Source organism: Aliiroseovarius marinus, from assembly GCF_004360145.1.
Classification (GTDB): Bacteria; Pseudomonadota; Alphaproteobacteria; order Rhodobacterales; family Rhodobacteraceae; genus Aliiroseovarius; species Aliiroseovarius marinus.
On record NZ_ML178712.1, the window covers coordinates 1 to 25,778 of the forward strand.

21 protein-coding genes are annotated in these 25,778 nt (G+C 54.7%); 8 read left to right on the forward strand and 13 right to left on the reverse strand.

Features of this window, described 5'->3' with window-relative positions; genetic code table 11:
- Positions 1 to 209 precede the first annotated feature (209 nt).
- Complete coding sequence (locus EOL43_RS00005; RefSeq protein WP_133484748.1) at positions 210 to 914, reverse strand: response regulator transcription factor; 705 nt, start codon at positions 912 to 914, stop codon at positions 210 to 212.
- Between the two features lie 363 nt (positions 915 to 1,277).
- Between EOL43_RS00005 and EOL43_RS00010 the strand changes: the two genes are divergently transcribed.
- The 3 genes from EOL43_RS00010 to EOL43_RS00020 are packed head-to-tail and all read left to right on the forward strand — an operon-like array spanning position 1,278 to position 5,514.
- Positions 1,278 to 3,881: a PAS domain-containing sensor histidine kinase gene (locus tag EOL43_RS00010; RefSeq protein ID WP_166636172.1), complete on the forward strand. Its 2,604-nt coding sequence runs from the start codon at positions 1,278 to 1,280 to the stop codon at positions 3,879 to 3,881.
- A 29-nt stretch (positions 3,882 to 3,910) separates the two neighbouring features.
- Positions 3,911 to 4,267, forward strand: a complete 357-nt coding sequence (locus tag EOL43_RS00015; protein WP_133484750.1) for a response regulator — start codon at positions 3,911 to 3,913, stop codon at positions 4,265 to 4,267.
- A 32-nt stretch (positions 4,268 to 4,299) separates the two neighbouring features.
- Positions 4,300 to 5,514, forward strand: a complete 1,215-nt coding sequence (locus tag EOL43_RS00020; RefSeq protein ID WP_133484751.1) for an IS256 family transposase — start codon at positions 4,300 to 4,302, stop codon at positions 5,512 to 5,514.
- 190 nt (positions 5,515 to 5,704) lie between these two features.
- Here EOL43_RS00020 and EOL43_RS00025 read toward each other — a convergent pair whose 3' ends face one another.
- The 4 genes from EOL43_RS00025 to EOL43_RS00040 all read right to left on the reverse strand — a co-directional run bounded on the left by EOL43_RS00025 (position 5,705) and on the right by EOL43_RS00040 (position 9,494).
- Positions 5,705 to 6,289 (reverse strand): response regulator transcription factor, encoded by a 585-nt coding sequence (locus EOL43_RS00025; protein ID WP_133484752.1) that lies wholly within the window; start codon positions 6,287 to 6,289, stop codon positions 5,705 to 5,707.
- A gap of 197 nt (positions 6,290 to 6,486) precedes the next feature.
- Complete coding sequence (locus EOL43_RS00030) at positions 6,487 to 6,837, reverse strand: helix-turn-helix domain-containing protein (RefSeq protein ID WP_133484753.1); 351 nt, start codon at positions 6,835 to 6,837, stop codon at positions 6,487 to 6,489.
- A 16-nt stretch (positions 6,838 to 6,853) separates the two neighbouring features.
- Positions 6,854 to 7,408: a hypothetical protein gene (locus tag EOL43_RS00035; protein ID WP_133484754.1), complete on the reverse strand. Its 555-nt coding sequence runs from the start codon at positions 7,406 to 7,408 to the stop codon at positions 6,854 to 6,856.
- 451 nt (positions 7,409 to 7,859) lie between these two features.
- Complete coding sequence (locus EOL43_RS00040) at positions 7,860 to 9,494, reverse strand: calcium-binding protein (RefSeq protein ID WP_133484755.1); 1,635 nt, start codon at positions 9,492 to 9,494, stop codon at positions 7,860 to 7,862.
- 1,492 nt (positions 9,495 to 10,986) lie between these two features.
- Between EOL43_RS00040 and EOL43_RS00045 the strand changes: the two genes are divergently transcribed.
- The 4 genes from EOL43_RS00045 to EOL43_RS00060 all read left to right on the forward strand — a co-directional run bounded on the left by EOL43_RS00045 (position 10,987) and on the right by EOL43_RS00060 (position 15,312).
- A complete protein-coding gene (locus EOL43_RS00045; RefSeq protein ID WP_133484756.1) occupies positions 10,987 to 11,202 on the forward strand; it encodes a helix-turn-helix transcriptional regulator in 216 nt (71 codons plus the stop codon).
- A complete protein-coding gene (locus tag EOL43_RS00050; RefSeq protein WP_133484757.1) occupies positions 11,195 to 12,484 on the forward strand; it encodes a bifunctional DNA primase/polymerase in 1,290 nt (429 codons plus the stop codon). The genes EOL43_RS00045 and EOL43_RS00050 overlap by 8 nt, the downstream gene beginning before the upstream one ends.
- A 252-nt stretch (positions 12,485 to 12,736) precedes the next feature.
- The gene (locus EOL43_RS00055; protein WP_133484758.1) at positions 12,737 to 13,564 is read left to right on the forward strand and encodes a hypothetical protein; all 828 of its coding nucleotides are present in this window, start codon (positions 12,737 to 12,739) and stop codon (positions 13,562 to 13,564) included.
- Positions 13,565 to 14,061: 497 nt separating this feature from the next.
- Positions 14,062 to 15,312 (forward strand): tyrosine-type recombinase/integrase, encoded by a 1,251-nt coding sequence (locus EOL43_RS00060; RefSeq protein WP_133484759.1) that lies wholly within the window; start codon positions 14,062 to 14,064, stop codon positions 15,310 to 15,312.
- 345 nt (positions 15,313 to 15,657) lie between these two features.
- Here the strand turns inward: EOL43_RS00060 and EOL43_RS00065 are convergent, their stop codons facing one another.
- The 5 genes from EOL43_RS00065 to EOL43_RS00085 all read right to left on the reverse strand — a co-directional run bounded on the left by EOL43_RS00065 (position 15,658) and on the right by EOL43_RS00085 (position 21,610).
- Positions 15,658 to 17,157 carry an AMP-binding protein gene (locus tag EOL43_RS00065; RefSeq protein WP_133484760.1) on the reverse strand — a complete coding sequence of 500 codons (1,500 nt, stop codon included), beginning with the start codon at positions 17,155 to 17,157 and terminating at the stop codon, positions 15,658 to 15,660.
- Complete coding sequence (gene sauS, locus EOL43_RS00070) at positions 17,154 to 18,557, reverse strand: acylating sulfoacetaldehyde dehydrogenase (protein ID WP_133484761.1); 1,404 nt, start codon at positions 18,555 to 18,557, stop codon at positions 17,154 to 17,156. The genes EOL43_RS00065 and sauS overlap by 4 nt, the downstream gene beginning before the upstream one ends.
- Before the next feature lie 64 nt (positions 18,558 to 18,621).
- Positions 18,622 to 19,584 (reverse strand): tripartite tricarboxylate transporter substrate binding protein, encoded by a 963-nt coding sequence (locus tag EOL43_RS00075; RefSeq protein WP_133484762.1) that lies wholly within the window; start codon positions 19,582 to 19,584, stop codon positions 18,622 to 18,624.
- Between the two features lie 47 nt (positions 19,585 to 19,631).
- Positions 19,632 to 20,102, reverse strand: coding sequence for a tripartite tricarboxylate transporter TctB family protein (locus tag EOL43_RS00080; RefSeq protein WP_133484763.1), 471 nt, complete (start codon positions 20,100 to 20,102; stop codon positions 19,632 to 19,634).
- Positions 20,099 to 21,610, reverse strand: a complete 1,512-nt coding sequence (locus tag EOL43_RS00085) for a tripartite tricarboxylate transporter permease (RefSeq protein WP_133484764.1) — start codon at positions 21,608 to 21,610, stop codon at positions 20,099 to 20,101. The genes EOL43_RS00080 and EOL43_RS00085 overlap by 4 nt, the downstream gene beginning before the upstream one ends.
- A 99-nt stretch (positions 21,611 to 21,709) precedes the next feature.
- Here EOL43_RS00085 and EOL43_RS00090 point away from each other — a divergent pair, with 99 nt between their 5' ends.
- Positions 21,710 to 22,750 (forward strand): LacI family DNA-binding transcriptional regulator, encoded by a 1,041-nt coding sequence (locus EOL43_RS00090; RefSeq protein ID WP_133484765.1) that lies wholly within the window; start codon positions 21,710 to 21,712, stop codon positions 22,748 to 22,750.
- A gap of 472 nt (positions 22,751 to 23,222) precedes the next feature.
- Here EOL43_RS00090 and EOL43_RS00095 read toward each other — a convergent pair whose 3' ends face one another.
- The 3 genes from EOL43_RS00095 to EOL43_RS00105 form a co-directional block, all read right to left on the reverse strand.
- A complete protein-coding gene (locus EOL43_RS00095; RefSeq protein WP_133484766.1) occupies positions 23,223 to 23,456 on the reverse strand; it encodes a hypothetical protein in 234 nt (77 codons plus the stop codon).
- Between the two features lie 103 nt (positions 23,457 to 23,559).
- A complete protein-coding gene (locus EOL43_RS00100; RefSeq protein ID WP_133484767.1) occupies positions 23,560 to 24,234 on the reverse strand; it encodes a recombinase family protein in 675 nt (224 codons plus the stop codon).
- Between the two features lie 618 nt (positions 24,235 to 24,852).
- Entirely contained in the window at positions 24,853 to 25,605 is a 753-nt protein-coding gene (locus tag EOL43_RS00105; RefSeq protein ID WP_133484768.1) for a ParB/RepB/Spo0J family partition protein, read from the reverse strand.
- Positions 25,606 to 25,778: the final 173 nt, after the last annotated feature.

The window sequence follows — 25,778 nt, forward strand, 5'->3', positions numbered from 1 at the left end:
GCGGCGCTACCGTGGTCCAATATTGCGCCGCCCTTTATAAAGTGCAGCTGATCACCTTCGATATGACCAGACAGATCATATTTAAGCCAAAGCGAGCATTTCCAATCGGAAAGCAATGTAGAAATCATAGGTGATCACTGCACTTCAAGCGCGTCACGAACTAGGGCAGTTTTTACATGCAAAAGGTCACCCCAAGTGTAAATTTCACCTTATTGAGTGGCTGAGAACAGATATCCCACCCCGCGAACGGTTCGGAAGTAGTCAACGTCACATTTATGTGCCGCAAACTTCGCACGGAGGCGACTGACGATGCCATCTATCGCACGATCGTATCCAGCCCATTCACCCCCTCTTAACTTAATGACAATCTGTTCTCTCGAAAGGATTTTGTCCTGATGGTTCAGAAAGATCTCCAAGACATCAAACTCTGTCTTTGTTAGAACAACCTCTTCTTCGTCTGGATTCAAAAATCGCCTCTTCTGTGTATCGACTTTCCAGCCATCAAACTCAAAAAAAGTATCTTTCTTTTGAGCCTCTAAAGGGGCAACCGACCTTTCCAAACGCCTGAGCAAACTCTGGATGCGAGCAATAAATTCAGAGATCCTGTACGGTTTTTCAACATAGTCATCAGCGCCAATTTCCAGAGCCAGAACTTTGTCGACTTCACTGTGGTGACCGGAAAGCACCATTATGCCTGCATTGGTCCCAGCGCGAGCAATTCGGATCACCTCATTGCCATGTCCATCGGGCAAACTGAGATCCACGACCATCAGGTCATACGAACGAATGTCCTGAAGAGATCGGAACTGATTAATCGTCCTGACAGCTTTCACCCGAAAGCCATATCGCTCGAGAACTTCTGCCAACTCTTCTGCTACCGGAACATCGTCTTCTACCAGAAGAATGCTTTGCATTTAATACTCCATCCTCAAGTGCGTGTATGCCGTTCGCAACGACAACTGCCGAATGAAAATTGCCTAACAAACGGCTTCAACAAACTCCACGCTATCCGCAAAGTTTGCACACAACTCGCACAATTCTTCACGTAAAATACACCTATACTGATGGTTCGGTGCAAGTCCCAAAAGGATTGGATCGCCCACTTCAGAACGCAAATCCACATCCTAGGAGCAGATCGTTTGTCATCTCTATCTAATCAGCAGTCTTTCGCTGGGACCGGTTCTGAAACGTCTCCGTTAGGAGAAAAGTGGGAAAGAATTGGCTGGCAAATAGCTCTAACGCTTTTCTATACCTCGTTGGCCGTGCTCGGGAACATCGTGAACATTGACCTGTTCTTTGGAGTCAATTTTTTATTTGGAACGATATTCGTTTGGCTCTGCTGGATATTCCTAGGGCCAATTTCTGCACTTTTCACAGCGATAACTGCCGCGTACTACACTGTGCTTCTTTGGGGGCACTACTACGCATTTGGAATTTTTATTCTTGAGTTTCTCTTCATAGCCACGCTGCTTCGGCGTGAAAGAGATACATCCAAGATAGCGCTCGGGTTAGTTGCTTACTGGCTGCTATTGGGAGCACCATTATCATACGCAGCTTATAGTCATGGCTTAGATCTACCTCAGAGCACGTGGATGATTGTCGTGTCCAAACAAGTTCTGAATAGCCTGCTGAATGTATGCGCCGCGATTTTTCTATTCAATGCGTTTGCCAAGAAACCTCAATGCAGGATTTCCAAAAGGACTCGCGAAGTGGGTATTCACGTTCAATCCCCTTCTTATTCAGCGCTGATTCAGTCCTCTATTATCCTGTTGATTTTAGTATCCACTGGCCTCGCAGAGCTATTTGCCATTCGTAAGTCATTTGATCTTCGCATTGCCGCGACCCACGCCGAGGTGACAAGGGCAGCATCAGCCCTCAGAGCGAATGGGCTGCCTTTTCTGGCCAAGGAAACACGGTATTGGGCAATGCATCATGATCACCCCTACGCAGTCCAACCGAGCACCAAGGCTAGTCGTAAGGGGGTCATCGAAACCTATGCACCGATCGGATTGTACAAGCTTTCAGACACAAACAAATTAGTACGCATCGCAGGCGCGCCTCTGGACGCTTTGAACCAAAGGGCTAGAGAGCTTGTTTTAACCCGCCCCAAGGATGGAAATGACACAACCCAGATACTCGATTGCTCCAAAGGCACAATGCTTGTCGCCATTCGTGGCTCGTCGCCTAGCCAAGACTATTTTTCGTTGTGGCCGTTAGAAGTATTGAGCGTTCTAACTGCGGGGGCCGAAGATGAAGATATCATGCTATCGTGTGGTGCAAGCAGCGCGCCATCAGACGGGGAATTTAAAATCTGGACGACTAGAGACACCAGCGCCGATATACCCGCGCTTCGATCCTGGCTTGCGGGAACAGCCCAAACTTCATTTGCGATCAGTGAAACACCAAAAATCGCTCTGACAGTATCGATGGGAATTCGCAATTCCGTAGTGGAATTTCACGCCGAATACGCACAAGTTATTCTCCGGCTTTCCATAATCGCAATGGCCTTGATTTGCCTCGTTTACTTTCTTGGAATTAGATTGAATCTCTGGCTCGACCGCTTTGCCCGAGAGACTGAGAACTTCGTCAGAACCGGCGAAATCAGCCAACGCGCGCTATCTGCGCGTTTCCAAGAAGATCGCCGTACGGTGCAGTGGGTGAAAAGGCTGGATACCCTCATAAAGGAGAAGGAAAGGTCGGAACTGCTTGCCATCCGTAATTTCAATGCTGTGATCCAAAACTCCAAAGTTCCAATTTTTGCAACTGATCAATCCGGCAACATCTGCGTTTGGAACTCAATGATGCAAGAATTGACCGGTTTCAGCTTACGGGAAGTGAAAGGCAAAAAAATTCTAGGTCTCATTGATGCAAGCGATAGCTCACCAGAAGACTTAGCCGTTTTGTTTGGTGAAATCGCCCCCAATAGCGCCTCACACAGATTTTCGTTTTCTTTGATCACCAAAGATGGAAGGCAGCTATACCTTCAGACAGGTAGGACGTTTTTGCACGACGTTTCCACTGCGGTTCAAAGAGGTGTTACTTCTCGCTCCGGTTTAGCCCAGAACAGAAACTACTTTGTGGCTCAAGATATTACAGAAGCGAAGGTTGCGCAGGCTAATATCCTAAATGCTGCTCGCCTTACCGCACTGGGCGAGATGGCCGCGACATTTGCTCATGAGCTGAACCAGCCTCTAAACGCAATTGCATTAGCTTCTGGGAACGGAATGGCGGAATTACATCAGGCTAAACCCAACCTCGCTTCCATCAACAAAAAATTTGAACGCATTGAAGATCAAGCGATCAGGGCTGGCGAGGTAATTCAAACCATTCGTCAGTTTGTATTGCATCGCGATCAACTCAAAACCACGACGTTCGACATACTTGAAATCTTAGATAACGCGCTCGAATCGACGAAGGAATCAATGCGGGTCAACTCCGTCAAACTCAACATTTCACAACCCTGTCAAAACGCGACAGTCGAAGGGAATGCACTCATGCTTGAGCAATCAATCTTGGCAATATTGATCAACGCGCAACAGGCTGTCTGCGGCAATGCATCAGATAACCGTGAGATCAATATCGAGTGCAGTTACAATGTATGCGCCACCTGTGAACGACAGTGTCACAGCCGCTTCGAGGAGGAGGATTCTCTCAGCGCGCGCAAAGCAATCATGATCAAGTTTGCCGACAATGGACCTGGCATTCCCGAGCGCATCCTTCATGAGGTATTTGAACCGTTCGTGACCTCCAAACCCGAAGAGGAAGGCACCGGAATTGGACTCTACATGGCCAAAACAGCTGTTGAAGCTATGCAGGGAAGCATTCGGGCGAAAAATACAGAAACGGGGGCAGAGATAATGATTTGCCTTCCGCTGAAATAGTAACCAGTTGAAAGTTAGGAGCCATAGTAATGGTAACCGTAGTTTATGTAGATGATGAAACGGTCATCTGTGATGAAGTCAGGGACGCACTGAGCTATCTACCCTGCAACGCCCATGTCTTTGACGACTCCCATGATTGCTGGGAGTTTCTCGAGAAATGTGATGGTAAAGTTGATGTACTGATCGCAGACCTCACGATGCCAAAGCTTAATGGCGCAGAGCTGATACAGCTTTGCCTCGCTAGCTTTGGAGGCTCAATTAAATATATTCTGGTCTCTGGAAGAATGGAGACAAGGGAAAGCATCAGACGGATCTTACCGAATTTAGATCGGGTCATGTCCAAGCCGATCAAGACCGAGAGTGTCCTGTCTTTTGTGTATGAGTGATCCGGTTCATGCTTCACCGAAAGGAAGCATGAATGACTATTTCGAAAGAACTGCTGGACGAACTTCTGCAAGGCGTTGAGCGCCCGGAAGACCTGCTTGGCGAAGCCGGGCTGATGAAAGAGCTGAAGATCAAGCTCATGGAGCGGATGCTAGGCGCAGAACTGACCGCACATCTAGGCTACGAGGAAGGCAAGGACGCGCCTTCGGGCCAGACCAGCCGCCGCAATGGCACCTCAAGCAAGGTTCTGAAGGGTCAGGACGGGGAAATGCCACTGGCGATCCCACGAGACCGTGAGGGCAGCTTCGAGCCGGAACTGGTGAAGAAAGGCCAGACCCGGGTCGACGGCATGGATGACAAGATCGTTGGGCTCTATGCCGCCGGGTTGAGCGTCCGTGACATCCGCGCCCATCTTGAAGAGGTCTATGGCCTGAAAGTCTCCCCCGATCTGATCAGCCGCGTTACTGATGCGGTGCTGGACGAAGTCCGTGAATGGCAAAGCCGTGCGCTGGACCGGATGTATCCCATCGTGATCTTCGATGCGTTACGGGTGAAGATCCGCGATGCCGACAGCCGGACGGTTAAAAACAAGGCCGTTTACGTGGCCCTGGGCGTCACCCGTGACGGCAGCCGCGAGGTTCTGGGCCTGTGGATTGCCGAGAACGAGGGCGCGAAGTTCTGGCTGTCTGTGATGAACGAGCTCAAGAACCGCGGCATGCAGGACATTTTGATTGCCGTTGTTGATGGGCTCAAAGGCTTCCCCGACGCGATCACCGCCGCCTTCCCGGATGCTATGGTTCAAACCTGCATCGTACACTTGGTGCGCCATTCCCTGAACTTCTGCTCATGGAAGGATCGCAAGGCCGTGGCCGCCGATCTGCGCCGGATTTACAGTGCCCCGACCGCCGAGGCGGCAGAGGCTGAGCTGGATGCTTTTGAGGAAAAATGGGCCGGGAAATACGCCTCAATCGCCCCGGCTTGGCGCAGGGCATGGGCTGAGGTGGTCCCGTTCTTCGCCTTCGATCCGGCGATCCGCAAGATCATTTACACCACGAATGCCATAGAAAGCCTGAACCGCGTGATCCGCAAGTCGATCAAGACGCGAGGCTCGTTCCCAACCGATGAGGCCGCAACAAAGCTGATCTATCTGGCGATACGGAACTTTGAAAAAGATGGCCGAAATGTCCGGGAATGGTTTGCAGCGCGCAATCAGTTCGCCATAATGTTCGGCGAGCGCTTCGACGCTTGAGTATCTGAAACCGCATGGACCGGCGCAGATACACAGAGTTTAGGACACTCCCTCAAGACCGCTGAGTTCGCCAAAATAGTTGAAGCTGCCTCCTGACTAAAAGACCACACCAAGAGGCAGCTTCTTACGAAGAGATGAAGCGGCATGGAACAATGCTTCATCTCTTCCACCCTTTTGCTTTCGCGTTTTTTTATACCCGCGAGTGGTGGCGAAAGTTCAAGGGCCGGGGAACACTGCCGTTTTTAAAATGTCTGAAATCTGAACCTAGTTTTCGGTTGGCGCGCAAAGCAATTCCAAGCGCGGCGTCAAGCTCGCTAGGGGTGGAGGGACAGGCAAGACAGCAATCACCCAGCCTCGTGGGTTCTTGCTCCCAATGCGGTTTTGGTCCCTGATCCGAGAGCAACATTATCGGGATTCTGAAATCTACCATTCGAAGTTGGTGGACCCAGCCGGCAAGTTCGGTCTTAGAGTATTGGCGGTCCAGAACGATCGCAATCATTGCCCATTCTTCTGGGTCTTCAGAAACCACTTCAAAAGCAGCCTCTAGACTGGTTGTACATGCAGCTTCAAAGCCAAGATCTTTGAAAGCTTGAATGGACTGAGTAATTTTCGTTTCATCCTGAGCAACAAAAGCAACGCATTTCGCCCTGAAATTGCTCGCATCATTTTCGAAAGTTAAATTGCCATCAATCTCTGCACTCACAACAACGAAAGGTGTAATTGCGCTAACGCTTATTGCTTCTTCCTCACGCGGAAGTTTGTTGGGAATTGCCATCAACTCGCCCCCTTAAACCATCTATTAGGTCCAAGTTAGCGATCTATCGTCGAATTCGCCGTTCGCTTCTTTGCAAAATCAGTGTCTGTTTGGTGGAAATTCGATTTTCAATGGGTGAACGGTCATGGCCCCACTCGTCCCCCGATGAAGGGGGTAACCTCGCACCCCCTCAGCTCGTAACGTCTCATGCGCCCCTCCTAGCTGGCCTTATCGACCATCATCTCTGCCATCTCCAACAGCTTGGAGCGCAGCGTCTCAGGCATGGCGCGCGTGGCATGCAGCATGCGAACCTCTGTCTGGGTGCGAGGTGCTTCGCCATCCGCCTCGACGCCATCCAATCCCTCGAAGAAGTACGTGATGGGGCAGTCCATGAACTTGGCAATCTCGAACAGCTTGCTGGAGCTGATCCGATTGGACCCGGTCTCGTACTTCTGCATCTGCTGGAAACTAATCCCCAGCTCCGTGGCCACCTGCGCTTGCGTCAGTCCCTTGACCAGACGGCGCTCTCGAACCTTACTGCCAACATGAACGTCTACTGGATGTGCCATGATAATACCCTCGCTTTCAGTATCGTGTCGTTGAAGAGTTGCCACGAATGCGTGTTGTGCATTCGCTCAGCTTTCCCAAGGCAGCAGCCGATCCCTTGAGGGACCATAGGGAAATACTTGTTTTCTCTTTCGGTGTCTTGAGAGCGACCTTGCTGCCGCGCCAAAGGTCTTCCAAAAAATCCCCAACCTTGTCGGTATTGTCGGGGAAGTCGAACCAGATCGTGCGCTGACCCGTCCGATGCACCCCGAACGACGCATCGTTCAAGGTCCATCGCTCGTAGTCGATGTGTAGGATAGCATCCGCTGAAAACGTGCCATCCCACCCTTCGAAGTCAGAGGCCATCATAATCATCAGGGATGCCCCGCCACGCTCCCACGTGATCAGGCTGAACAAGTCCCCCGATCCGTTCGTCGTGTCGGCTGAGCACGCTGACGAGTCCGTGGACGAGAGGTAATCATGCGTCACCTCCCAATCCTTGTGCTTCATCAGCACCGTGCTGTCGATGTCCCCACTGGCCACGTGAGGTAGCACCACCAGCGCCATCACACTGGCCCATGCCTTGAGTTTCATGCTGCTTCCTCCATCAAAGTTTTGACCACGTATGCGATCCATTCCTCGGCCATAGCTTTAGCCATACCGGAAAAGAAGCGGCTGCGTTGAGGAGGCGGAGGCGCGGTATCCCCTGATCCTCTCCTTCGCATGCAAGTGCATCACCGGGTTCTCAATAGCGATGTGTTCGCACTTGGCATTGAGGAGCCTGCCCCCCCTCCCCCGCCCCAGATGTTCCCACATCAGGGCGAGCAGTTCCTTACGGTTCATGTAAGGCCACACGGTTCATGTAAGGCCACGTACTGGCTTCGTCTTCGCTTACATCGGCAGGTGGGTTGCTCGGTAGCTCGTTGAGTCATCGCTCCCATCACAAATTATGAACGACGAGAGCCCTATTCCAGCCGCAAACAAAAGCAAAAAATCCATGTCTACTCCTCTCGGAGCCCCCTCACGCCACTTCTGGCTAATTGCTTCACGAAAATAGAAAGTCATCGGCGCTAAGGTCGGCCGAGTTGACGTTTTCAAGCAGGATGCTGTTTCCATTTCCATCTTCTATTAACGTATCTGCCCCAACCTGCGTCACATGGTTTTCCATCAGGTCTTCAAAACCGTCGAAGTCAGAAATCCGTGAAACGTCAATGATGTCTGTCGAGTCGAACACGTCGAAATCAGAAATGGTGTCAGTTCCAAAGCCGCGGTGAAATATGAAGACGTCATCACCAAGTCCGCCACTCAAGACATCGGATCCTGAGCCCCTGCCACCGATCAAGATGTCATCACCTGACCCGCCATACAGGGAGTCATTTCCGGCTCCACCGTGAAGGCGATCGCGACCTTCACCTCCTTCGAGATGGTCGTCTCCACTATACCCAAATAGCTTGTCGTCTCCACCCAAGCCGTAGAATTTGTTATCTTTGGCTGACCCTTTGATGCGGTCATCAGAAGTACCAGAGCCTATGATGGCTTCAACACCCTTCAACTTGTCTCCTTCGGCCTGACCGCCCTTCCCAATGGACCATCCCTTCAACGAGCACTTGGATAGATTAATCTGAACACCTGACACCGAAGCTGAATAGTCCGCCGTGTCATATCCCAGTCCTCCGCTCATTATGTCCGCACCACTTCCTCCAATAAGCGTGTCGCCTCCATTACCGCCTACTAATCTATCATCACCGGTTCCTCCGATCAGGTGATCCGCTCCGTTTCCTCCCTTGAGGATGTCCGAGCCAGAATTGCCCTCTATGTAGTCGTCACCCCATCCACCAAGTATTTTATCGTGGCCACTCCCACCCCAGACGAAATCGTCGCCCCCAAGAGCGGTTACCAAATCATCATTAAGCCCAGCGGCGATTAAATCTCCGAACTGTGAAGCTTCATTTGCTTCATCACCAATAGCGTCTTCAACATCGGCGATATCCCTATCTCGATCATTGTAAACCACGCCTCCGGCCTCGGCAGTATAGCCCAATGGGACATAGTTGTGCTTAGCGACAAATTCTACGGTTTCCAGATCGCTGAAGTTGACGGGCAAGTCTTCAGGCAACAGAAAATGGGTTTCTTGCGTCTGGGAACCGCCGTTACCATCCATGGCAACTCGCGCACCTTCAATCGCATAGAAGATTGTACCACCTGTTGACGTTTCGATAAGCAACCACTGTTGAGCGTGCGCATCAGGATCGGTGTGGGCTCCGTTATACTCTACTATGCGGATGCTGCTCACACTCGGATGCTCAAACGATTCAAGGTCATACAAATCAACAACCTGACCTTCGATCTTAAGTATGTCGCGCGTGCTATCGTAGTCATTCAGCCGACCCACGACGACTCCACCACTGTGGACTTCGTGAATATCTATAAAGTCATACGTATCAGAGAAGTTCACGTTCCCAGAGAGGTCGGCGTATGTGTGATGGCCATGTGCGAATCCATCAATATCACTAAAGATCATGTTGATCGTATCGTTGCCCCACCCACCCCACGGATGGAACTGCGCACGAGTGTTTGTTGCCGTCAGGTTGAACGTATCTCCAGCAGCGGTCCCATGTAAACCGCCTCCCGCATGGCCCAGATGATGAAGTTCGACGTCAGTGTATGTATAGATAGCCATAGATTTCTCCAGCTCTTCGACCAGGGCTAAGCGCTTGCCACTCCATTTCGCTCAGATATCGGGAAAAGAGGCCGTCTTCCGAAATCGAAAGACGGCCCAAAAAGGAAATGCGGGAGTGGGGTGGGTGTGCAAGCATGTCGCATGCTCAATCGCATTTCCAATCTCTACGCCCCCAGTCGTCGGGGTGTAAGTTTGCCGGGGTGCAGTGTCTGAGGAAGTGAGTTGTTGCTGAAGTGAGCAAAGCGATGTCCCAAACTACGATTTGAACGCACTGCTACGCCGATAGCTATCGCAAGCTCGTGTGCAGTCTTGGGCATCCGTGCAAAACTATCCCCAAGAGCCGTCGGCTCCTGCTCTTCACTGGAAAATGCTCCAGACGACCAATAAAGAGATATTGGAAGTCTGTGGTCCGTTAGGCGCATAAGACGCACCCACTTTGCTAGGGAGGATTTCCTATAGCTCGCATCAAGGCAGATCGCGACCATCCCCCATTCTTCTGGGTACGGAGAGACGATCTTGAACGCATTTTCGATACTATCTGTAGAGCCCACTTCCAATTCGAGCTCAGACGCCGCACCAGCGAAAGGAATGATCTTATTATTACAGCAATCATTAGTGACCAAAAGAACCGCCCGGCTCCGAAGGCCTAGTGATTGAAATCGCAACTCCTCAACACACTTGGGAGCAGCCTTTTCAGCACCTTCAAGCCCAGGGATTCTCGATTCTTGCAGTATAGGTTCATCTTGCAGACCAAGCATTAGACGCTCCAGCATCGGGGAATTTTTTCAACTCATTCTTGCCACAGGAACATCTCAATCGTTGTTTGGTTGTGTGTTAAATTGGTCCAGGAGTTGTGCAAAATGCGTTACAAATTTGATTTCGCCTACAATCATATGTGTCCTAGCCGAAAACTCACTAAGTTGCGCAGGAATGCCTGCCCCACCAAGGTGGGGGTGGTCGAGCACACTAACCCGCTCATCTCAACCAACTAGGTAAAGCAGTTTTGCCCTCCCAATCCTGACCTCTTACTTGGCGTCTATGAAGCTCCGATTAGCTCTCATGAAATCAGCGACCGACTTCCAACATTCTCGAAGGATTTCTGAGCCGTTTTCGAGGTAGCCGACTACCTCTTGAGGGCATTGTCACCACACGAACATGAAATCCTTGGTCATTTCGATGTCACTTTCGAGAACGCCTTAGAGTTCACAACTTCCAGAAATGCCAATTGACACGCAAATCAGAATGGCCATCATAAATAGCATCTGTGATCTCACGGAGAGGAGGCACGGTGGCTTGCGTTAGACAGGGCCTATACCGTGTCGAGCACCCCATAGAGGTGCTCTAAGGAATTCCTCCCAATACCGGGCAGCGTTCTAGCCGCTGCATAAGACCCCGAGGCTCATCCTCGCTGGCTGGCATCACGCAAACCTCCCCGAAAGGGGCTGGGGAGCGTGTGCATAAGCCCGTTTTCCAGAACTCAAGGAAAATAGTGATGAGCTATACCTCAAAGACTGATACTCCCGAAGAGTTTCTCACAATCCCCCAAGCAGCCGGTCTGTTGGGTATTCCCACCACCACCTTACGGCGCGCTGTGAAATGCGGCATCGTGCCGAGCTATCGCCCGTTGGGTCAGCGTGTCCGCGTGCGCCTTTCCGAAATCATTGCCGTCATTGAGGCCCAGAAAGTGGGAGGACAGCGCGATGGGTAAGGGAGTTTTCGCAACTGAAGCGCAAAAATACTGGGCCATCGGCTTGTCGGCCTTGCCCGAAAAACCTGGAGAAAAGAAACCGGCAATTTCGAATTGGACGTCCTATCAGGCCAATCTCCCCAGCGAGGATCGTCGGGCGGAATGGTTGAGCAGGTACTCGAACTGCGGGATCGGCATCAATCTTGGCACCCAAGTGGCCGACGGAGAGCAAATTGCTGCCATTGATGCGGACGACGATATCTGGGTTCGCCCCTTATACGGACTGTTCGGCAACGAGGCCTGTGCCAAGCGTGGAAAGAAGGGGGCCACCTTCTTCGTCCGCGTGCCCAAATCGGAAAAAGTGAAGTCCACGGCCCTTAAAGCCGTTGAGGGTTTTGGCGGCATCGACATTCTCTCCGGGGGCAAGCAAACGGTCCTGCCGCCTTCAATCCACCCTAACACTGGCCAGCCTTACAAGTGGCTGGGGCAGCCTTTGTACAAGACGAAGTTCGAGGACCTGCCGCAGGTGGACAAGCGTTTTCTGGGTGTGCTGGCAATCGCGATCAAATCTGAACACGTCCCTTGCCTTGTTTCTGGCAAGGAAACCCACGCTGCGGCCTTGGCCTTCACCGCCCAATTGGTGGCGGCTGGCGCGACCGACGGCGAGATCGAAGCGTTTGTCTTGGGTTTGTTGCCGGTTGGATATGCAGGCGACACACACAAAGAGCTATCAGGAATGATTACCTCGGCCCGCGCGAAGGGTTTCGAAAATGGGGCTTTCAACGCACCCTATGATCCCGGCGACACCGGGCCCATTCCGCTTGGCTTTGACAAGAATGGAAACTTCGTCGTGCGGGACCAAGAGCGGGATCTCATCCTGTCCGCAACGTCGTCGCAACTCTTAAGCCTTCAATGGCAGCTGGGACTGGCGCCCATGGATTTTTGGGCCGAACAATTCCGCACCGAAAAGGGATATTCCTCTATTCTCGCCGGGAGCGCGCTAATCGAAGGGTGTCGTAGCAAGGGGCCTTTTGATCCGGCCACTGTCCGCGGTCGCGGTCTGTGGAAGGAAGATGATCGCATTATCGCCAACCTTGGAGATGACCTGCCTGATGATCTCCAATGCCATTACCTGTGCTTTTCTCCTGTTCCTGTCGAACTCTGTGAGGAATTCGAAGCGGCACGTCTTCAGGAAGTGATCCAACAGTTCAATTTCCGCGACCAAGGAAATGCTACGATGCTGTTTGGCTGGCTCTCCATCGCTTTAATTGGAGGGGCACTCGATTGGCGTCCGCATGTGTGACCGCCGAACACCGGCAAGACCACGCTTCACAATCTGGTTGCCGCGCTTCTTACGCCCATGGTGGTGGCCGCAGATGGCCAAAGTACCGAAGCTGGCATTCGCCAACTTCAGGGCCCTGATGCCTTGCCGGTCGTCGTTGATGAGTTCGAGACCGATACAGAAGCCCGTCGCTTGCAAAGCGTCCTGCGTTTGGCCCGCAGCGCCTCATCCGCAGAATCCCCTTTGCTTAGGGGAACTCCAGAAGGCAAAGCTATGCAATTTAGCATTAGGGCCAGCTTCATGTTCTCCGCGGTGAATGTGACCGGCATGACACCCGCAGACCAGACGCGCATCCTTACGATGGAACTGTGCCCCCATAACAGCGATCCCGAGATTGGCGCCAAAATCGAAGAGGCGCTTGCCCATTTCCGGACCTTGGGCCCGCGCTGGTGCGGGTATGTCGTCGGATTGGTCGAAACCATCTTGCAGGCAATCCCGGTGTTCTCTGCCGCCATGCCTGGCTATGACAGCCGGTTGCGTAAAACCTTCGCAACCTTGATGTCGGGTACGTTTGTAACGTTGCACCGCCGTGTTCCCACCTCCTCGGAAGCCGAGCAGATGGTGGACGAGTATCGTCAGACCATCGAAGGGCACCAGCGTGATCAGGAGCGCGACAACGCGCAGGAATGCCTCACGCACCTACTGTCCCACATCGAACGCGCGCATGACGCAGGCGAAAACACGGTTGGCTACTGGCTTGCCCGGGAGTTGCAGCGGATCCGCAGCGGGGCACGGCCCAATACGATCACGGAGTCGAAACGGATCGCGGACAATCTGCAAGCCAAGTTCCATATCGGCAAAGGCCAAGACGGCCTCCTGATCCGGAATGGCTCCGAGGCAATGGACCGGATCTATGCGGGCACCCGTTGGGCCAACGGGGCTTGGAACCGGGCGTTGGGGCAACTGTCAGGCGCCTTTAGGCTCGAACACCCGGAACGGTTTCCGAACATTCCCGGCAAGCATCGTTGCTTGGGAATCCCGCTCCACTACCTCCCCGAACTTGATGACGAAGATGATGGGGATGGCGATGTATCGTTCTGATTGCAACGCCTGGGTACGGTACGGTGCGCGGGGCACCGGTATACCCCCTGCGGCGCGGGGGGAGGGGGGATCCCCCCTCCCCTCACCATATGGGTATATATATCCCCACCATGAACCGTTCCGTACCGTTCCCAGCTATATGGGGTATCTCATTTGGGTGACGCAACACGCGGCCAGCCTGCGCACCACCGTCACGCCGCCCGAGCGCGTCCTGTGGGACAATGGGGCCGTAAACATAGCCTCTTACGCCCCCACCCAGCGAGGCAGGTGGTCAGGTGGTCAGCGCCCCATGCGGCGTCCAATTCCCACACGCTCGCCCCCCCGTCCCGTCGGGCTCTGGCGGCTCTCGGCCTCCAAGACCACCTCTGTGACCACCTCCACCCTCTGGACCACCTCAGAGGTGGTCAGGGGCCCCTTTGCATTGTGTCACCGCGCAAAATTGTGCGTGTGTCCGCCCTGTGTTTTTCTTGGGCTTTTTTCTTTCAAGGAGGGAGCCCATGACTAAGTTCAATCCGACCATTGGCAGGTGGACCCGCCGTCGTCGCAATGCCGCTGGCAAACGGGTCACCGACAAGAAATGGGTCGTCAATTACCGTTGCCCCGAGACCGGGCGCAAACGGCGCATCTCGTTCCCTACCAAGGCCAAGGCTGAAGCGTATCGGGATGCGCTGGTCGCGGAGGTCTCGGGTGAACGCTACTTCAATCCCAACACCAACCCGAGTGTCGCCGAGGTGGTGGAGCATTGGATTGAGACCAAGTGCGGCACTGTGAAACCGCAGACCATCTCGGGATACCGGCCCCTGCTCAAGATCATCGTAGGCCCACTGCTTCAAGGCACGCCCCAGGAACGGGTGCACTATGCGCTGACCGGTGAGAAGCCACGGCATGACACCAAACTCTTGGAGATGCTGGGTCCCTACAAGGTCAGCGCACTCACCACCGCGCAACTGCGCCGCTGGCACAGCCTTGTGCGCGAAGAAGTCGGCGCCCATACCGCCAACCGCGTCATGTCGATGCTGAAAGGTATCCTTGCCTTGGCTGAAGAGGACTTCGGTGTGCGGGTGTGCTCGATGCCCACCAATCTGGCCAAACGGAAGGTTAAGCCCAAGAAGGAAATCCTGTCGCCAGAGGAGGTGGCAAAGCTCCTGGACCATGCGCGTGGTGACAAGGAACGTGGCATCTTCTACGCTTTCCCGTTCCTGACCGGGGTGCGTGTTTCCGAGCAGCTGGGATTGCTGTGGGAGGACATCGATCTCGACCGCAACATCATTACCATTCGGCGCGTGCAGGAGCGCGATGGCAGCACCACCGACCAGACCAAGACAGAGGCAGGCGAACGCGAGATCCCGATCTCACCGATGCTGCGGACGATGCTCTTGGAATGGCGCCTCACCTGCCCGCGTCTCGAGGGCGCGCTCTACCGCGTGTTCCCGGGGCCCGGTGTCCCCCAGCAATGGCCCCTGCCCCGCCAAGGCGGCGGTGGGCCGGTGCTCTACTCCAACTTCCTCAAGCGCTACTGGCGTCCCGCCTTCAAAGCCGCAGGCGTGCGCTATGTGACCCATCATTCGGCGCGGCACAGCTTTGTGTCCACCCTACAAGCCCAAGGTGTCGAAGTGGGGTTGGTGGCCAAGCTTGCGGGGCACGCCAACCCGGCGGTCACATTGGGGCATTACACCCAAGCGGTGCGCGGTGGGGCGGAGGCGCTGGCGGTGTTGGATCGCGCCTATCAGGTCGAAAGCGGGTCCTGACCGGGAGAGCCCGGGGAGGCACGCAGAGACCGCCCGGGTGGGTAGATAGCTGGGGCATGTCTCAGGGGGCTCCGTGGCCCCTCCCCGGGGGCGGGGAGATGGGGCTGGAGGCCTACCTTTCTCCATGCGTTTTAATCAAAAGGGAAGAAAGCGGTCACTATCTGCGTTCGGAACCAACGACCAGTTCGCGGGACGTAGCCGTCGTTGGCTACTCTTGCTCCAATGTCAGCTAAGGCCCTTAGAATGTTTTACAAGTTATTTCAGGGGGACCATTTGACTTTACTACATGAGTGGAAATTCAAAGCTCATGCCTGTCGACTTCGTACACAGACGACAGGCGAACCTTCAGCCAGTCAGCGCAGGCAGCTTGATCCTTTGGATCTTGCCCGATGGCCCCTTTGGAAGATCATTCAGTAAATATATCTTGTCAGGTGATTTGAACGCGCCCAACCTCTCTACGCAAAGCTCCAAGAGTTGATCGGTGGATGCGCTTGATCCTGGGCTCAACTTGACTGCGGCTTCCACGCGTTCGCCATACACTTTGCATGGTCGTGCGAAGGCGGCGGCTTCGATCACATCCGGGTGCGAATAGAGCGCTTCGTCGATTTCGCGCGGGGCAATGTTTTCACCACCCTTGATAATCAGCTCTTTCAGGCGGCCCGTTACGAAGAAATAACCGTCTTCATCCACGTGCCCGAGGTCACCTGTGCGCAGCCATCCGTCGGGCGTGAACGTGTCATGTGTGGCCTCGGGGTTCTTCAGGTATTCGCGCATCACATTGGGACCGCGTACTGCAATCTCGCCTTTGGTGTTAGGCGGCAGGGGCTTTAGGTCGGCTGACAGAATGCAGGCCTCGTTCCCATAGGCCTTTCCCGGCGACCCGATCTTGCGGACGCCCGGTGGCAAAGGGTTAGACAGGATTTGCGCGGCGGTTTCCGTCAGCCCCATCGTCTCGACGATTGGAACCTCGAACCGGGCTTCAAACGCGGTTTGAACATCTGGCGACAAAGGGGACGAGGCAGAACGTCCAAAACGCAGACGTGCACGGGTTTCTGATGAGGGGGTGATGTCCGAATGCAGTAGATGAGAGATGATCGTCGGCACAACCGAGAACCACGTCACCTTCGCCGTTTCGCATTGGTCCCAGAATTTGCTTGCCGAAAACTTCTCGGACACAGCCAATGATCCGCCCGAAACCAGCGCGCTCAAGACGGTCACGCATAGCCCGTTGATATGATAAATCGGAAGCACGCAAAGGCCACGATCCTCTGGCGTCAACTTGTGGGCCACAGTGGGCGTCCAGCCGCCAGCCAGCAAGCTTGAGTGGCTATGCACAACGCCCTTGGGACGGCCGGTCGTGCCCGACGTATACATGAGCAGCGCGTCATCTTCGGGGCCTAGCGGGTGCATGTCCTGAGCCTCGTCGATGCGAGTGGGAGCGAACCGAGACATCCCCTTGGGACGAACACGTTCGAACAACTCCAGCTGACCGTCACCAACAAGCGCGATGCGCGCCTCGCAATGGTCCAGCGCATATCCAATGGCCTCGTCTCCAGCGACAAGGTTGATCACCGTCGCGCGAAATCCGCCGTAAAGCGCGCCATAAAGGCATTCGAGCGCCTCGCGCCCGTTTGGTTGGAGAATCGCGAGGCTGGCCCCTTTTTCCAGCCCTAGTGCCGTCAATTGTCCGGCCAACTGCCGCGCCTTGCCTTGCAAGCCAGACCACGTAAGCGCGGGTTCCCCGTCGAAAAACAGATAGGCGTTGCGATCACCAACGATACATGCCCGGTTGTCCAGCCAGTCGCGAACGGTGCCGCTGGGGGGCGTATGATCATCTACCCTCATTTGCCTGCGTCATCCCAGTAGTCCGCGAAGATGTCTTCAACTTCGGGTTCAACAGGTGGGATCTGGCGAACGATCTTGGTGCTTTGGATGAAGTGCTTCCAATGCAGGTTTTCATCAATCGCATTGCCTCCCCAACTGCCACACCCCATCGAAAGCGAGAAGGGCATACCGTTGTTGAACGAGCCTCCTGTCGCGAACGTGTGCGCTTGATTGACGATGACCCGGCAGGTCGGCATCGACGCGCCCAGCGCCACGGCGCGTGCGTCGTCAGCGGTGTGAATGCCGATGGAATGCCCCGCCCCTTGATAGTCAAGAATACGGGTCGCTATGGCCTGCGCATCGTCATAATCCGTCGCACGATACAAGGCCGCGACACGGCTGAGTTTTTCACCTGATAGCGGATGGTCCGCGCCGATGCCTTGTGTTTCGACGGCAAGGAACTTGGTGTCGTCCGGCACCTGACCAGACAAGCCCAGCGCCTGGATCATCTTGTTGGCATCCTGCGCAATGACTTCTCGGTTCAGATGCCCATCAGGCCAGAGCTTCGCGACGATTTGTGCTTCGTCCTTCACCAGTGCGCCACCTTCTTTGGCCAATGCAGCGATGAAGTCATCATAGATCGCATCCACAACGATCATCGAGTTCTCGGATGAACAGGAGGTCGCATTGTCGAACGTCTTGGATGCAGTGATCTTCTGCGCCGCTGCGGTCAGATCGGCAGTCTCGTCAACGATCACGGTCACGTTGCCTGCGCCAACGGCCACGGCGGGCGTGCCGCAAGTTTGCGCGCGATGGACGTTGTTCTGGCTGCCAGTGCAGATCACACGGTCGCTTAGTTCCATCATCGCCTGCGTCTTGGCTTTGGAGCCCGGCGCTGGGATCATTTGGACCAGATCATGATCCAGCCCCAGCTTATCAAATTCGGCGTGAATGTAGGACAGAAGCAGCTCGCAGCTCGCCACACCTTTTGGTGACGGGGCGACAACCACTGCGTTGCCACACTTCAATGCGTTAATGATGTTGTTGGCGGGCGTCGCCGCCGGATTTGTTGATGGGACCACAGCGCCAATCACCCCGATAGGGCGAGCGATCTCGGTGATGCCGGTGGATCTGTCATCGCTGATGATCCCATGCGTTTTCACGCCCTTGATGTCGCGCATCAGGCCAAGGGTTTTGCGATGGTTCTTGATGATCTTGTCGGGCACATTGCCAAGCCCGGTCGTTTCGACCGCAAGCTCGGCCAAGGCCTTATTACGTGAAGGCTCCATGATCGCCCAAGCCGCAGCTTCGGCTGCACGGTCATATCGTGCTTGGTTGGCGCCAGTCTCGTAAGCTTTTTGGGCGGCACGCGCACGGGCCACAATCGCGCTTACTTGGGCTACATCATCATGTGCATTCATCACGAAAATCCTACTGAAGTGGATAGGGCGCCATCCGCCCTATCCGTTGGTACTGCTCTACTTGTTAAAGACCTGCCAGAAGCTCTTGCAGAGTTTCCTGACGGGCCGCCCACATGGCCTGAACCTCTTCACGGGTCATGATGTGCATGGGTGAGCCACCGGCCTTCATTTTGCTGGCCACGCGCGCGTTCTTGAACATCTCAGGCACGGATGCGGCCAGTTTATCGATCACCTCTTGCGGGGTGCCTTTGGGCACCATCACACCGCGGAAGTTCACGCTGGCGTTGTCGATGTCATAGCCCTGTTCTTTCAGCGTCGGGACGTCCGGCAGGAACGCGTTGCGTTCCAGATCGAACACGCCAAGGATTTTGACGTTGCCAGCTTCCTGCGCGCGGAACGCATCGGACAGGTTGTTCACACCGCCCATGACGTCACCCGCAATCACAGCTTTCATGGCTGCCGCACCGCCGCCTTTGGTCGGGATGTAGGCCATTTTCACGCCTGAAGCTTTCTCGAGCTGTAGCGCCGCGATGTGGTGTCCCACAAACAAGCCAGCACCCGAGAAGGTCAATTTTCCCGGGTTTTCTTTGGCGTAGTTCACAACGTCTTCCATCGAGTTCATCGGGCTGTCTTTAGCCACGACGAAGACCGCAGGGTCCGCGCCCCAATTCGCAATCGGTTCAAAGCTGTCTGCGGAATACTCGACACCACCTTTGATCGACTGCGCGATGAAGTGCGGAATGTTGTAGGCGGCGAGCGTGTAGCCATCGGCCTCGGCTTGAGTTGCAAACCAGTTCCAGCCGACGCGACCACCCGCACCTGGTTTGTTGATGATTGCAATGGGCATCCCCAGCGCATCTTCATTGCCCGCCGTCATGGTAACGATGCGCGCCTGGAAATCGGTGGCGCCGCCCGCACCGTAACTTACCATCATCATGATGGGTCGTTCAGGATAGTCCTCGGCGGTGGCTGCGCCTCCGGTCAGGGACATCAGCGCCAGCGCGGCGCCTGCCAATAGATGTTTCATTTCATATCCTCCCTTGGATGTGCATTTGCCGCTTTGCGCGGTCTCATTCAGAAAAAGATCTCTCGTGGTGTGTAAACCTTGAGCAACATGGCGAAGAGCCCGTACATCACGGCCAGAAACCCGGCGGTTATGGTCACGCGCTTGATCCAGGTTTTGGCTTCGCCATGTGGTGCAGGGTCGTAGAAACTGAGCAGCATGAAGAAGGCGATTGTGCCGGCGGTGTAGAAACCCACCGCCTTTGCGGCCCAGAAGATATAGATCAGCGCAATGATCAGACCCGGCAGCAGCCAGACAAAATCCCTGCGCGAAACGCCGTGCCCGACCTTGGTCCAGCCAAGGATCGCTTTGACAAACGTCCACACGGCCAGAACGACAAAGACAGTCGAGATCAAGCGGGGAAACAGGAATGCCTCGGCGGGTTGTTGGGTATAGCTGACCCACGCCACCCACATCCCGACGGCGGCGATAAAGCCGGATGCCACGATGTGCTGAACGCGTGGAAGACTGACGTAGCTCATGCCATGATCTCCTCTTTTGATGTGTAGCGGCGGCTGCGAAGTTCCATCCAAACCGAATAGGCGATCGAGGCGATCACGATGGCGATCAGGACGATGTTAAGCGCACCAGTCAGGAAGTAGCTGGCCATCCCATCGGTGGCCCCTGCAATCATCGATCCTTGGATGAAGTTCGCTTCGGCGATCGGGCCAAGGATCAGGCCAAGCACCAAAGGCGCGGCCGAGAAGCCGAAACGTTCGAGGAAGTACATCATGACGCCGAGCGTGGCCATGACGTACACATCACCCATACTGGATTGGACCGAGTAGCTGCCGAAAACCGCCAGCCCAAGCACGACGGCGGCCATGACGCTTTGCGGCACCTGTGCAACGCGGGCAGCAAGGCCAGCAACGTAAAGGCCGAAGAGGCACATCAGAACCTGTCCGATCAGCATCGAGTTGATGAAGGTCCATGCCACGTCCGGGTGGTTGTCAAACAGGTCGGTGCCCGGGAAAATCCCGTGGATCAGAAGGCCGCCCAACAGTACCGCCGCCGTGGGCGAACCGGGGATCGACAGCGTCAGAAGCGGCACAAGGCTGGGCCCCACCATCGCGTTGTTCGCGCTTTCCGCCGCGATCACCCCTTCGCTGTGACCCTTCCCAAATTTCTCACGTTCCGAGCTGAATTTCTTGGTCTGGTCATAAGCGACAAGACCCGCAATCTGGCCACCGACACCAGGAATAAGGCCAATGACCGACCCGGTGATGGTTCCGATGCTCAGCGCTTTCGGGCGACGCAAAAGCTCGCGCACGGCATCCATGATCGAATGCTTCTCGACGTCAATCACCTCGGCATTCGCCGCGTTGCGCCCTTTGGCAAACATGGTCAGAACTTGGGGAATGGCAAAAAGCCCGATCAACGCGGCGATGATGTTGATGCCGCCGCCCAGCGCCGGGTGGAAGATGAACCGCTGTGCGCCCATGATGTCGTCAAACCCAATGGTCGCAAGCCACAGGCCGATGCAACCAGACAGCAGCCCTTTCACCACCGACGCGCTGTCCAGCGACCCGATGACCGTAACACCAAGGATCGCCAACCAGAACAGATGGCTGGGGCCAAAGGCCAGCGCCCATTGCGCCAAAACAGGTGTCAGGAAGATCAACAGCAGCACGCCAATCACACCACCAACAGCCGAGGCAAGGAAGCTTAGCTGAAGCGCTTGCGCGCCCTTGCCCTGCTTTGCCATGGTGTGGCCATCCAACGTCGTTGCGATGTTTGCAGGTGCGCCTGGGATCTTCAAAAGGATCGCACTAACCGCGCCGCCCGCCACCGTGGAGGTATAGGCCGCACCCAGTAGGATCAGGCCCTGAACGGGGGCCAAGTGGAACGTAAACGGGATCAGAAGGGCGACGGCCATTGTTGGCGACAAGCCGGGCGTCGCACCCAGAATAAGCCCGCCGATCGTTCCCAGAAGCAGCAACCCGAACGAGATCGGGGTGAAGACATCTCCGAAGTAGTACAGAAATTCCACGGTGTAATCCTGTGTTTGATCGCGTGTTGACATTGTAGGCTAAGAGATGAAAATAGTTTTGCAAATGTTTTCATTTTTGACCCAGCGAAGGCCAGTTTTATGTCTTATAAACAAAAGGGTAAGCCGGATATTGTCGATGTCGCAAAGGTGGCTGGCGTTTCCATCTCAACGGTTTCCAGAAGCTTTAACCACCCGGAGTTGCTGAAGCCGGCGACTCGGAAAAAGATCGAAAAGGCAGTAAAGAAACTGGGCTACATTCGCAATCGCGCGGCCCAGGTTATGCATGGGCGGCGAAGCGGCACAATCGGGCTTGTGGTGCCGACCATAGACAACGCAATCTTCGCCGAATTGATCCAGTCTTTCTCCGATGGGCTGGATCAGCGCGGTTTCACGATGCTTATTGCATCGCATAGTTTCGATCTGGATCGCGAATACAACATGCTGCGTAAGCTAATGGAGCACCGTGTCGATGGGCTGGCGCTGATCGGTTTGGATCATTCCGAGGCCACCTATCAACTAATCGCACAACAGTGCGTCCCGACCGTAGCAATCTGGAACTATAGCGACGATGCACGATTGTCCTGCGTCGGCGCTCAGAACTCAGAGGCCGGGCGATTGGCTGCACGTCACCTACTGGATCTTGGCCATCGTGACATTGGTCTGATCTTTCCAAATCCGACGGGGAATGACCGTGCCCGCGACCGGCTGCACGGTGCTCTTTCCGAGATAGGGCGTGAACAGATCACGATACCAGACGATTGGCAATTGGAAGCACCCTATAGCATTGCGGATGCAAAACGAGCCTGCCTGCCCCTACTGGCACAATCCCCGTACCCTACGGCCATTCTGTGCGGCAATGACATTATTGCTCAGGGCGTGCTTTACGCGGCCAAACACAATAACATCACTGTGCCAACCGAACTGTCAATTATGGGGATCGGCGATTTCAAAGGCTCGGCTGAAATCGAACCGTCACTTTCCACCATTCGCATTCCAGCCAAGCGAATTGGCGCTTTGGCCGCAAAGCAAATCGCAGACGCCGTCGATGGAGATCACGCGGACACAACGTCGACAAACTACGAACTCCGAGTAATCCCCCGCGATTCCACGGCATCTCCCTCAAAAACGGCACTTGCTTGAGGATGTTTTAGAAATATCCCTTGCAAAGTAGGGTATTGATCCGCGTCCGCGAGATCAGATTCTTTTTAGGTCAGTTTTGTTCCTAAACCGAACGTTCGCGCCGATCGCAGCAGTCGGCACTATGGGCTCAAGCCAACCATTCGCTGCGATCAATTCAAATACCTGCTTTAGAGCTGTCCTCGCATTTGTCACCCAAACCGAGTGACACAGAGGTGACACAGGACTGCATGCAAAATGGTGACACAGTTCGCGAATGGTAAGCAGATACCGTGTAACAGGTTCAAACCATTATCGAATATTGGAAAGAGATTTGGTGGAGCCTAGCGGGAGCGAGTTACAATTGACGCAGTCCTTATATTTCAAGCGCTTACCAGTTCGCCATAGTGGCAAATGGTACACGTCTCTGTAACATCTTTATACGCCTACGGCCACGATCAAAGTTCTGCCTATCAGCTTCCACATGTTGCCGCCCCTAGTTGCCTTGTCTGCGTTGCTTTTCCTTGAGCTTCTGCCCCCAAGTGATCAAAGCAATACCGGGGGCAAGGGTGATAACTGTTGCGATGAAGTTCATCACATTGAACGGGCTGAGCATCTGGATTGCTGCCCAAATACCATCATTCATTGCGATACCTGCTAGGCCGAGCAACACCAATGCAACGCCTAGTCCGAGAACGATCCACCCAAAGATTATCACTGCTCTAGCCATTGTTTTTCCAGTCCTTTCAGCTATGACGCGAATTACAAATGCGAGAGAAATGGAAAAGGTAGATGATTGCAAGGGCCATTGCGCTCTGCACCCTTACGCCTCCCTACATCCCCCACTTGCTCAAGACTTCTTCAGCTGCTGCCGGGTCTTTCTTGATCCGTAGGACGGTCTGCCGCGTCAGCTTCCGCGCTTTCCACTCCCCGCCTTCCTCCACACGCACTTCGACCGTGTTAGCAATCTCTGAAGCTCCTGCCCCATTTCCTAGCATGTCCATGACCTCGCCCAGCGCCTTCCTGTCATAGCTTGGCTTCTTCCCACGGTACTTGGTGCCATCCTGCTTCGCAGCCACTATGCCTGCCTTCTGGGCCTCCTTCGTGGCTTCCGCCTGTGCCTGCGCCGTCGCGGCCATAAAGGCGATAAGAGCGTCGCGTACAGCCTCCTGCATTGGGTCTTGCGTTGCCCCGTCGAAGGTCAGACCGTTGATCACTGTCTTCACCACCACACCCTGTCGCATGAAGTGACGTATCGTGTCAGTGACATCTTGATAGTTACGGCCCAGACGGTCCACCCAGCGGACCACAAGCGTGTCACCGTGGCGGAGCTTGTCGTACAGCCGCTTCCCCTCTGGTCGCTCCTGTAGCGTCGTGCTGACGCCTGAGACCCCATGGTCAGCCACCACCTCGTCGATCACAAAGCCTGCGGCCTCTGCTTGGTCTTTCTGGTGGTCAAGGGTTTGGTCTGTAGTTGAGACTCGTGCGTACAGTATGGTCTTGCTCATGGCGTCCTCATGTGTCCGTTTGGGTACTGTACGTTGTTATTGCGTACGTTGAGATTAGTCAACTCTACGGACACCTATTTTCATTGAAGCCAGTAAGAGCCACTGATGTGTACGTAAAACCATACCCCTACGGACAAAGGCCTCCCATCCCCTCCATGAGTCAGAATGTCGCAGAGTCTTCTCCGCCCTTCCATGGCATCAGTGAGAGCAAGGCGATCCATGCAGATTGGCATTGGTTATCAGAGCCTTGCGTCGTTCTTACAGCTATGGACACGCACATATGACCAACTTCATCCAACTCACCCTCCCGTTCATCGGTCGCATCTACGCCCAGCGCAACACAGTCACCAAGCCCCGGCTCGCTGTCGAGGTGCTGTCGTCCCCCTGCGGGAAGGAACTACTACTGTGCTGTGGTAGCCTGAGGGTCTACCTTACACCCTCCCCGGTGCTGGCCGCTGAGAGGGGCTAGGACGGGCGCTGAGGGGCTGTCTCATCGGCTGGCCCCTCCACCCCATGAAAGCCTCCCTACACGCTCCTGCGCCCGCCTACAGGGGGAGAAAACGCATCATAACATTATAGATAGACCGCTCAGAAATTTGTGGCCCAAACCAGCTCCAGTTAGAATGGAAGATCGTCCTCTTCTTCGTCGTCCCGCCACTCCTCGACAAGATAGCGTATCTTCTGCCCCATGCGCCGCTCCAGCATCCGAGCAATGGCTTCCCACTGCAATTCAGCCATGTGACCGATGTGTTTTCCGACCAAGTCGTCTAGTTGCTTGGTACGGTGTTGGATCATCGCCTCCGCCATGTCGTCGGTCATCTCCCTTGGCTCCTTGCCTTGGCTTGCTCGTAGGGCCTGCTTCCAGTCTTCAGGGAGACCTTCGTCCTCCGCATCCAAGAGCTTCTTCACTCGCCGCATTGTCGCCACTGTGCCGTTGCTAATGCCGGTTGCATCGACGATCTGCCGTTTGCTGTAGGCGAACTCATCGCACACCAACGCCCATGCAGCATTCGCTTTAGCCGTGTGTGTCATTGGCAAGCGGGCCTTAGCATTCTCTGCGAGGGCAAGAAGGCGAGCCTCTGCGCGGTCGCATGTGTAGACCTCGACCAGAACCTTCCCCTGCCAATCAACAGCTTGATACGCGGCGAGACGATGGTGGCCGTCGGTTACGATGTAGCGCCCCTCCTGATCTACCCATGCCGTCATTGGATCGAGTTCTTTGCCAGCCTTGAGCGCGTCTACGAGATCGTCCACATGGTGGGGTGTCAGTTCCTGTTCGCGAAACTGGAATGTCATTGGGTCTGTTTGTAGCGCAGCGATGGGCAGGCGCTTTCGTTTGGGGGATGGCCCCCCGTGATTTCTTGCTGTCATTGATTGGTTTCCGTTCTTCGGCTGTGTCCAGACTGCTGGTCCTTGCCTGTGCAATTTGCACACCCTGAGGCTGCACACCCTAGCTACGGCATCAGCTCCACCTCAGGCCTCCAGAAGCGAGATCACCTCGTCCACGGAAACCCAAGGCAAAAGCTACGGACCAGCCGAAGAGA

Excerpts from the sequence above, each read along its gene's own strand:
- EOL43_RS00005 (WP_133484748.1), bottom strand. The coding sequence starts at position 914 with ATGCAAAGCATTCTTCTGGTAGAAGACGATGTTCCGGTAGCAGAAGAG.
- EOL43_RS00015 (WP_133484750.1), top strand. The coding sequence starts at position 3,911 with ATGGTAACCGTAGTTTATGTAGATGATGAAACGGTCATCTGTGATGAA.
- EOL43_RS00020 (WP_133484751.1), top strand. The coding sequence starts at position 4,300 with ATGACTATTTCGAAAGAACTGCTGGACGAACTTCTGCAAGGCGTTGAG.
- EOL43_RS00025 (WP_133484752.1), bottom strand. The coding sequence starts at position 6,289 with ATGGCAATTCCCAACAAACTTCCGCGTGAGGAAGAAGCAATAAGCGTT.
- EOL43_RS00030 (WP_133484753.1), bottom strand. The coding sequence starts at position 6,837 with ATGGCACATCCAGTAGACGTTCATGTTGGCAGTAAGGTTCGAGAGCGC.
- EOL43_RS00035 (WP_133484754.1), bottom strand. The coding sequence starts at position 7,408 with ATGAAACTCAAGGCATGGGCCAGTGTGATGGCGCTGGTGGTGCTACCT.
- EOL43_RS00040 (WP_133484755.1), bottom strand. The coding sequence starts at position 9,494 with ATGGCTATCTATACATACACTGACGTCGAACTTCATCATCTGGGCCAT.
- EOL43_RS00045 (WP_133484756.1), top strand. The coding sequence starts at position 10,987 with ATGAGCTATACCTCAAAGACTGATACTCCCGAAGAGTTTCTCACAATC.
- EOL43_RS00050 (WP_133484757.1), top strand. The coding sequence starts at position 11,195 with ATGGGTAAGGGAGTTTTCGCAACTGAAGCGCAAAAATACTGGGCCATC.
- EOL43_RS00055 (WP_133484758.1), top strand. The coding sequence starts at position 12,737 with ATGCAATTTAGCATTAGGGCCAGCTTCATGTTCTCCGCGGTGAATGTG.
- EOL43_RS00060 (WP_133484759.1), top strand. The coding sequence starts at position 14,062 with ATGACTAAGTTCAATCCGACCATTGGCAGGTGGACCCGCCGTCGTCGC.
- EOL43_RS00065 (WP_133484760.1), bottom strand. The coding sequence starts at position 17,157 with ATGAGGGTAGATGATCATACGCCCCCCAGCGGCACCGTTCGCGACTGG.
- sauS (WP_133484761.1), bottom strand. The coding sequence starts at position 18,557 with ATGAATGCACATGATGATGTAGCCCAAGTAAGCGCGATTGTGGCCCGT.
- EOL43_RS00075 (WP_133484762.1), bottom strand. The coding sequence starts at position 19,584 with ATGAAACATCTATTGGCAGGCGCCGCGCTGGCGCTGATGTCCCTGACC.
- EOL43_RS00080 (WP_133484763.1), bottom strand. The coding sequence starts at position 20,102 with ATGAGCTACGTCAGTCTTCCACGCGTTCAGCACATCGTGGCATCCGGC.
- EOL43_RS00090 (WP_133484765.1), top strand. The coding sequence starts at position 21,710 with ATGTCTTATAAACAAAAGGGTAAGCCGGATATTGTCGATGTCGCAAAG.
- EOL43_RS00095 (WP_133484766.1), bottom strand. The coding sequence starts at position 23,456 with ATGGCTAGAGCAGTGATAATCTTTGGGTGGATCGTTCTCGGACTAGGC.
- EOL43_RS00100 (WP_133484767.1), bottom strand. The coding sequence starts at position 24,234 with ATGAGCAAGACCATACTGTACGCACGAGTCTCAACTACAGACCAAACC.
- EOL43_RS00105 (WP_133484768.1), bottom strand. The coding sequence starts at position 25,605 with ATGACAGCAAGAAATCACGGGGGGCCATCCCCCAAACGAAAGCGCCTG.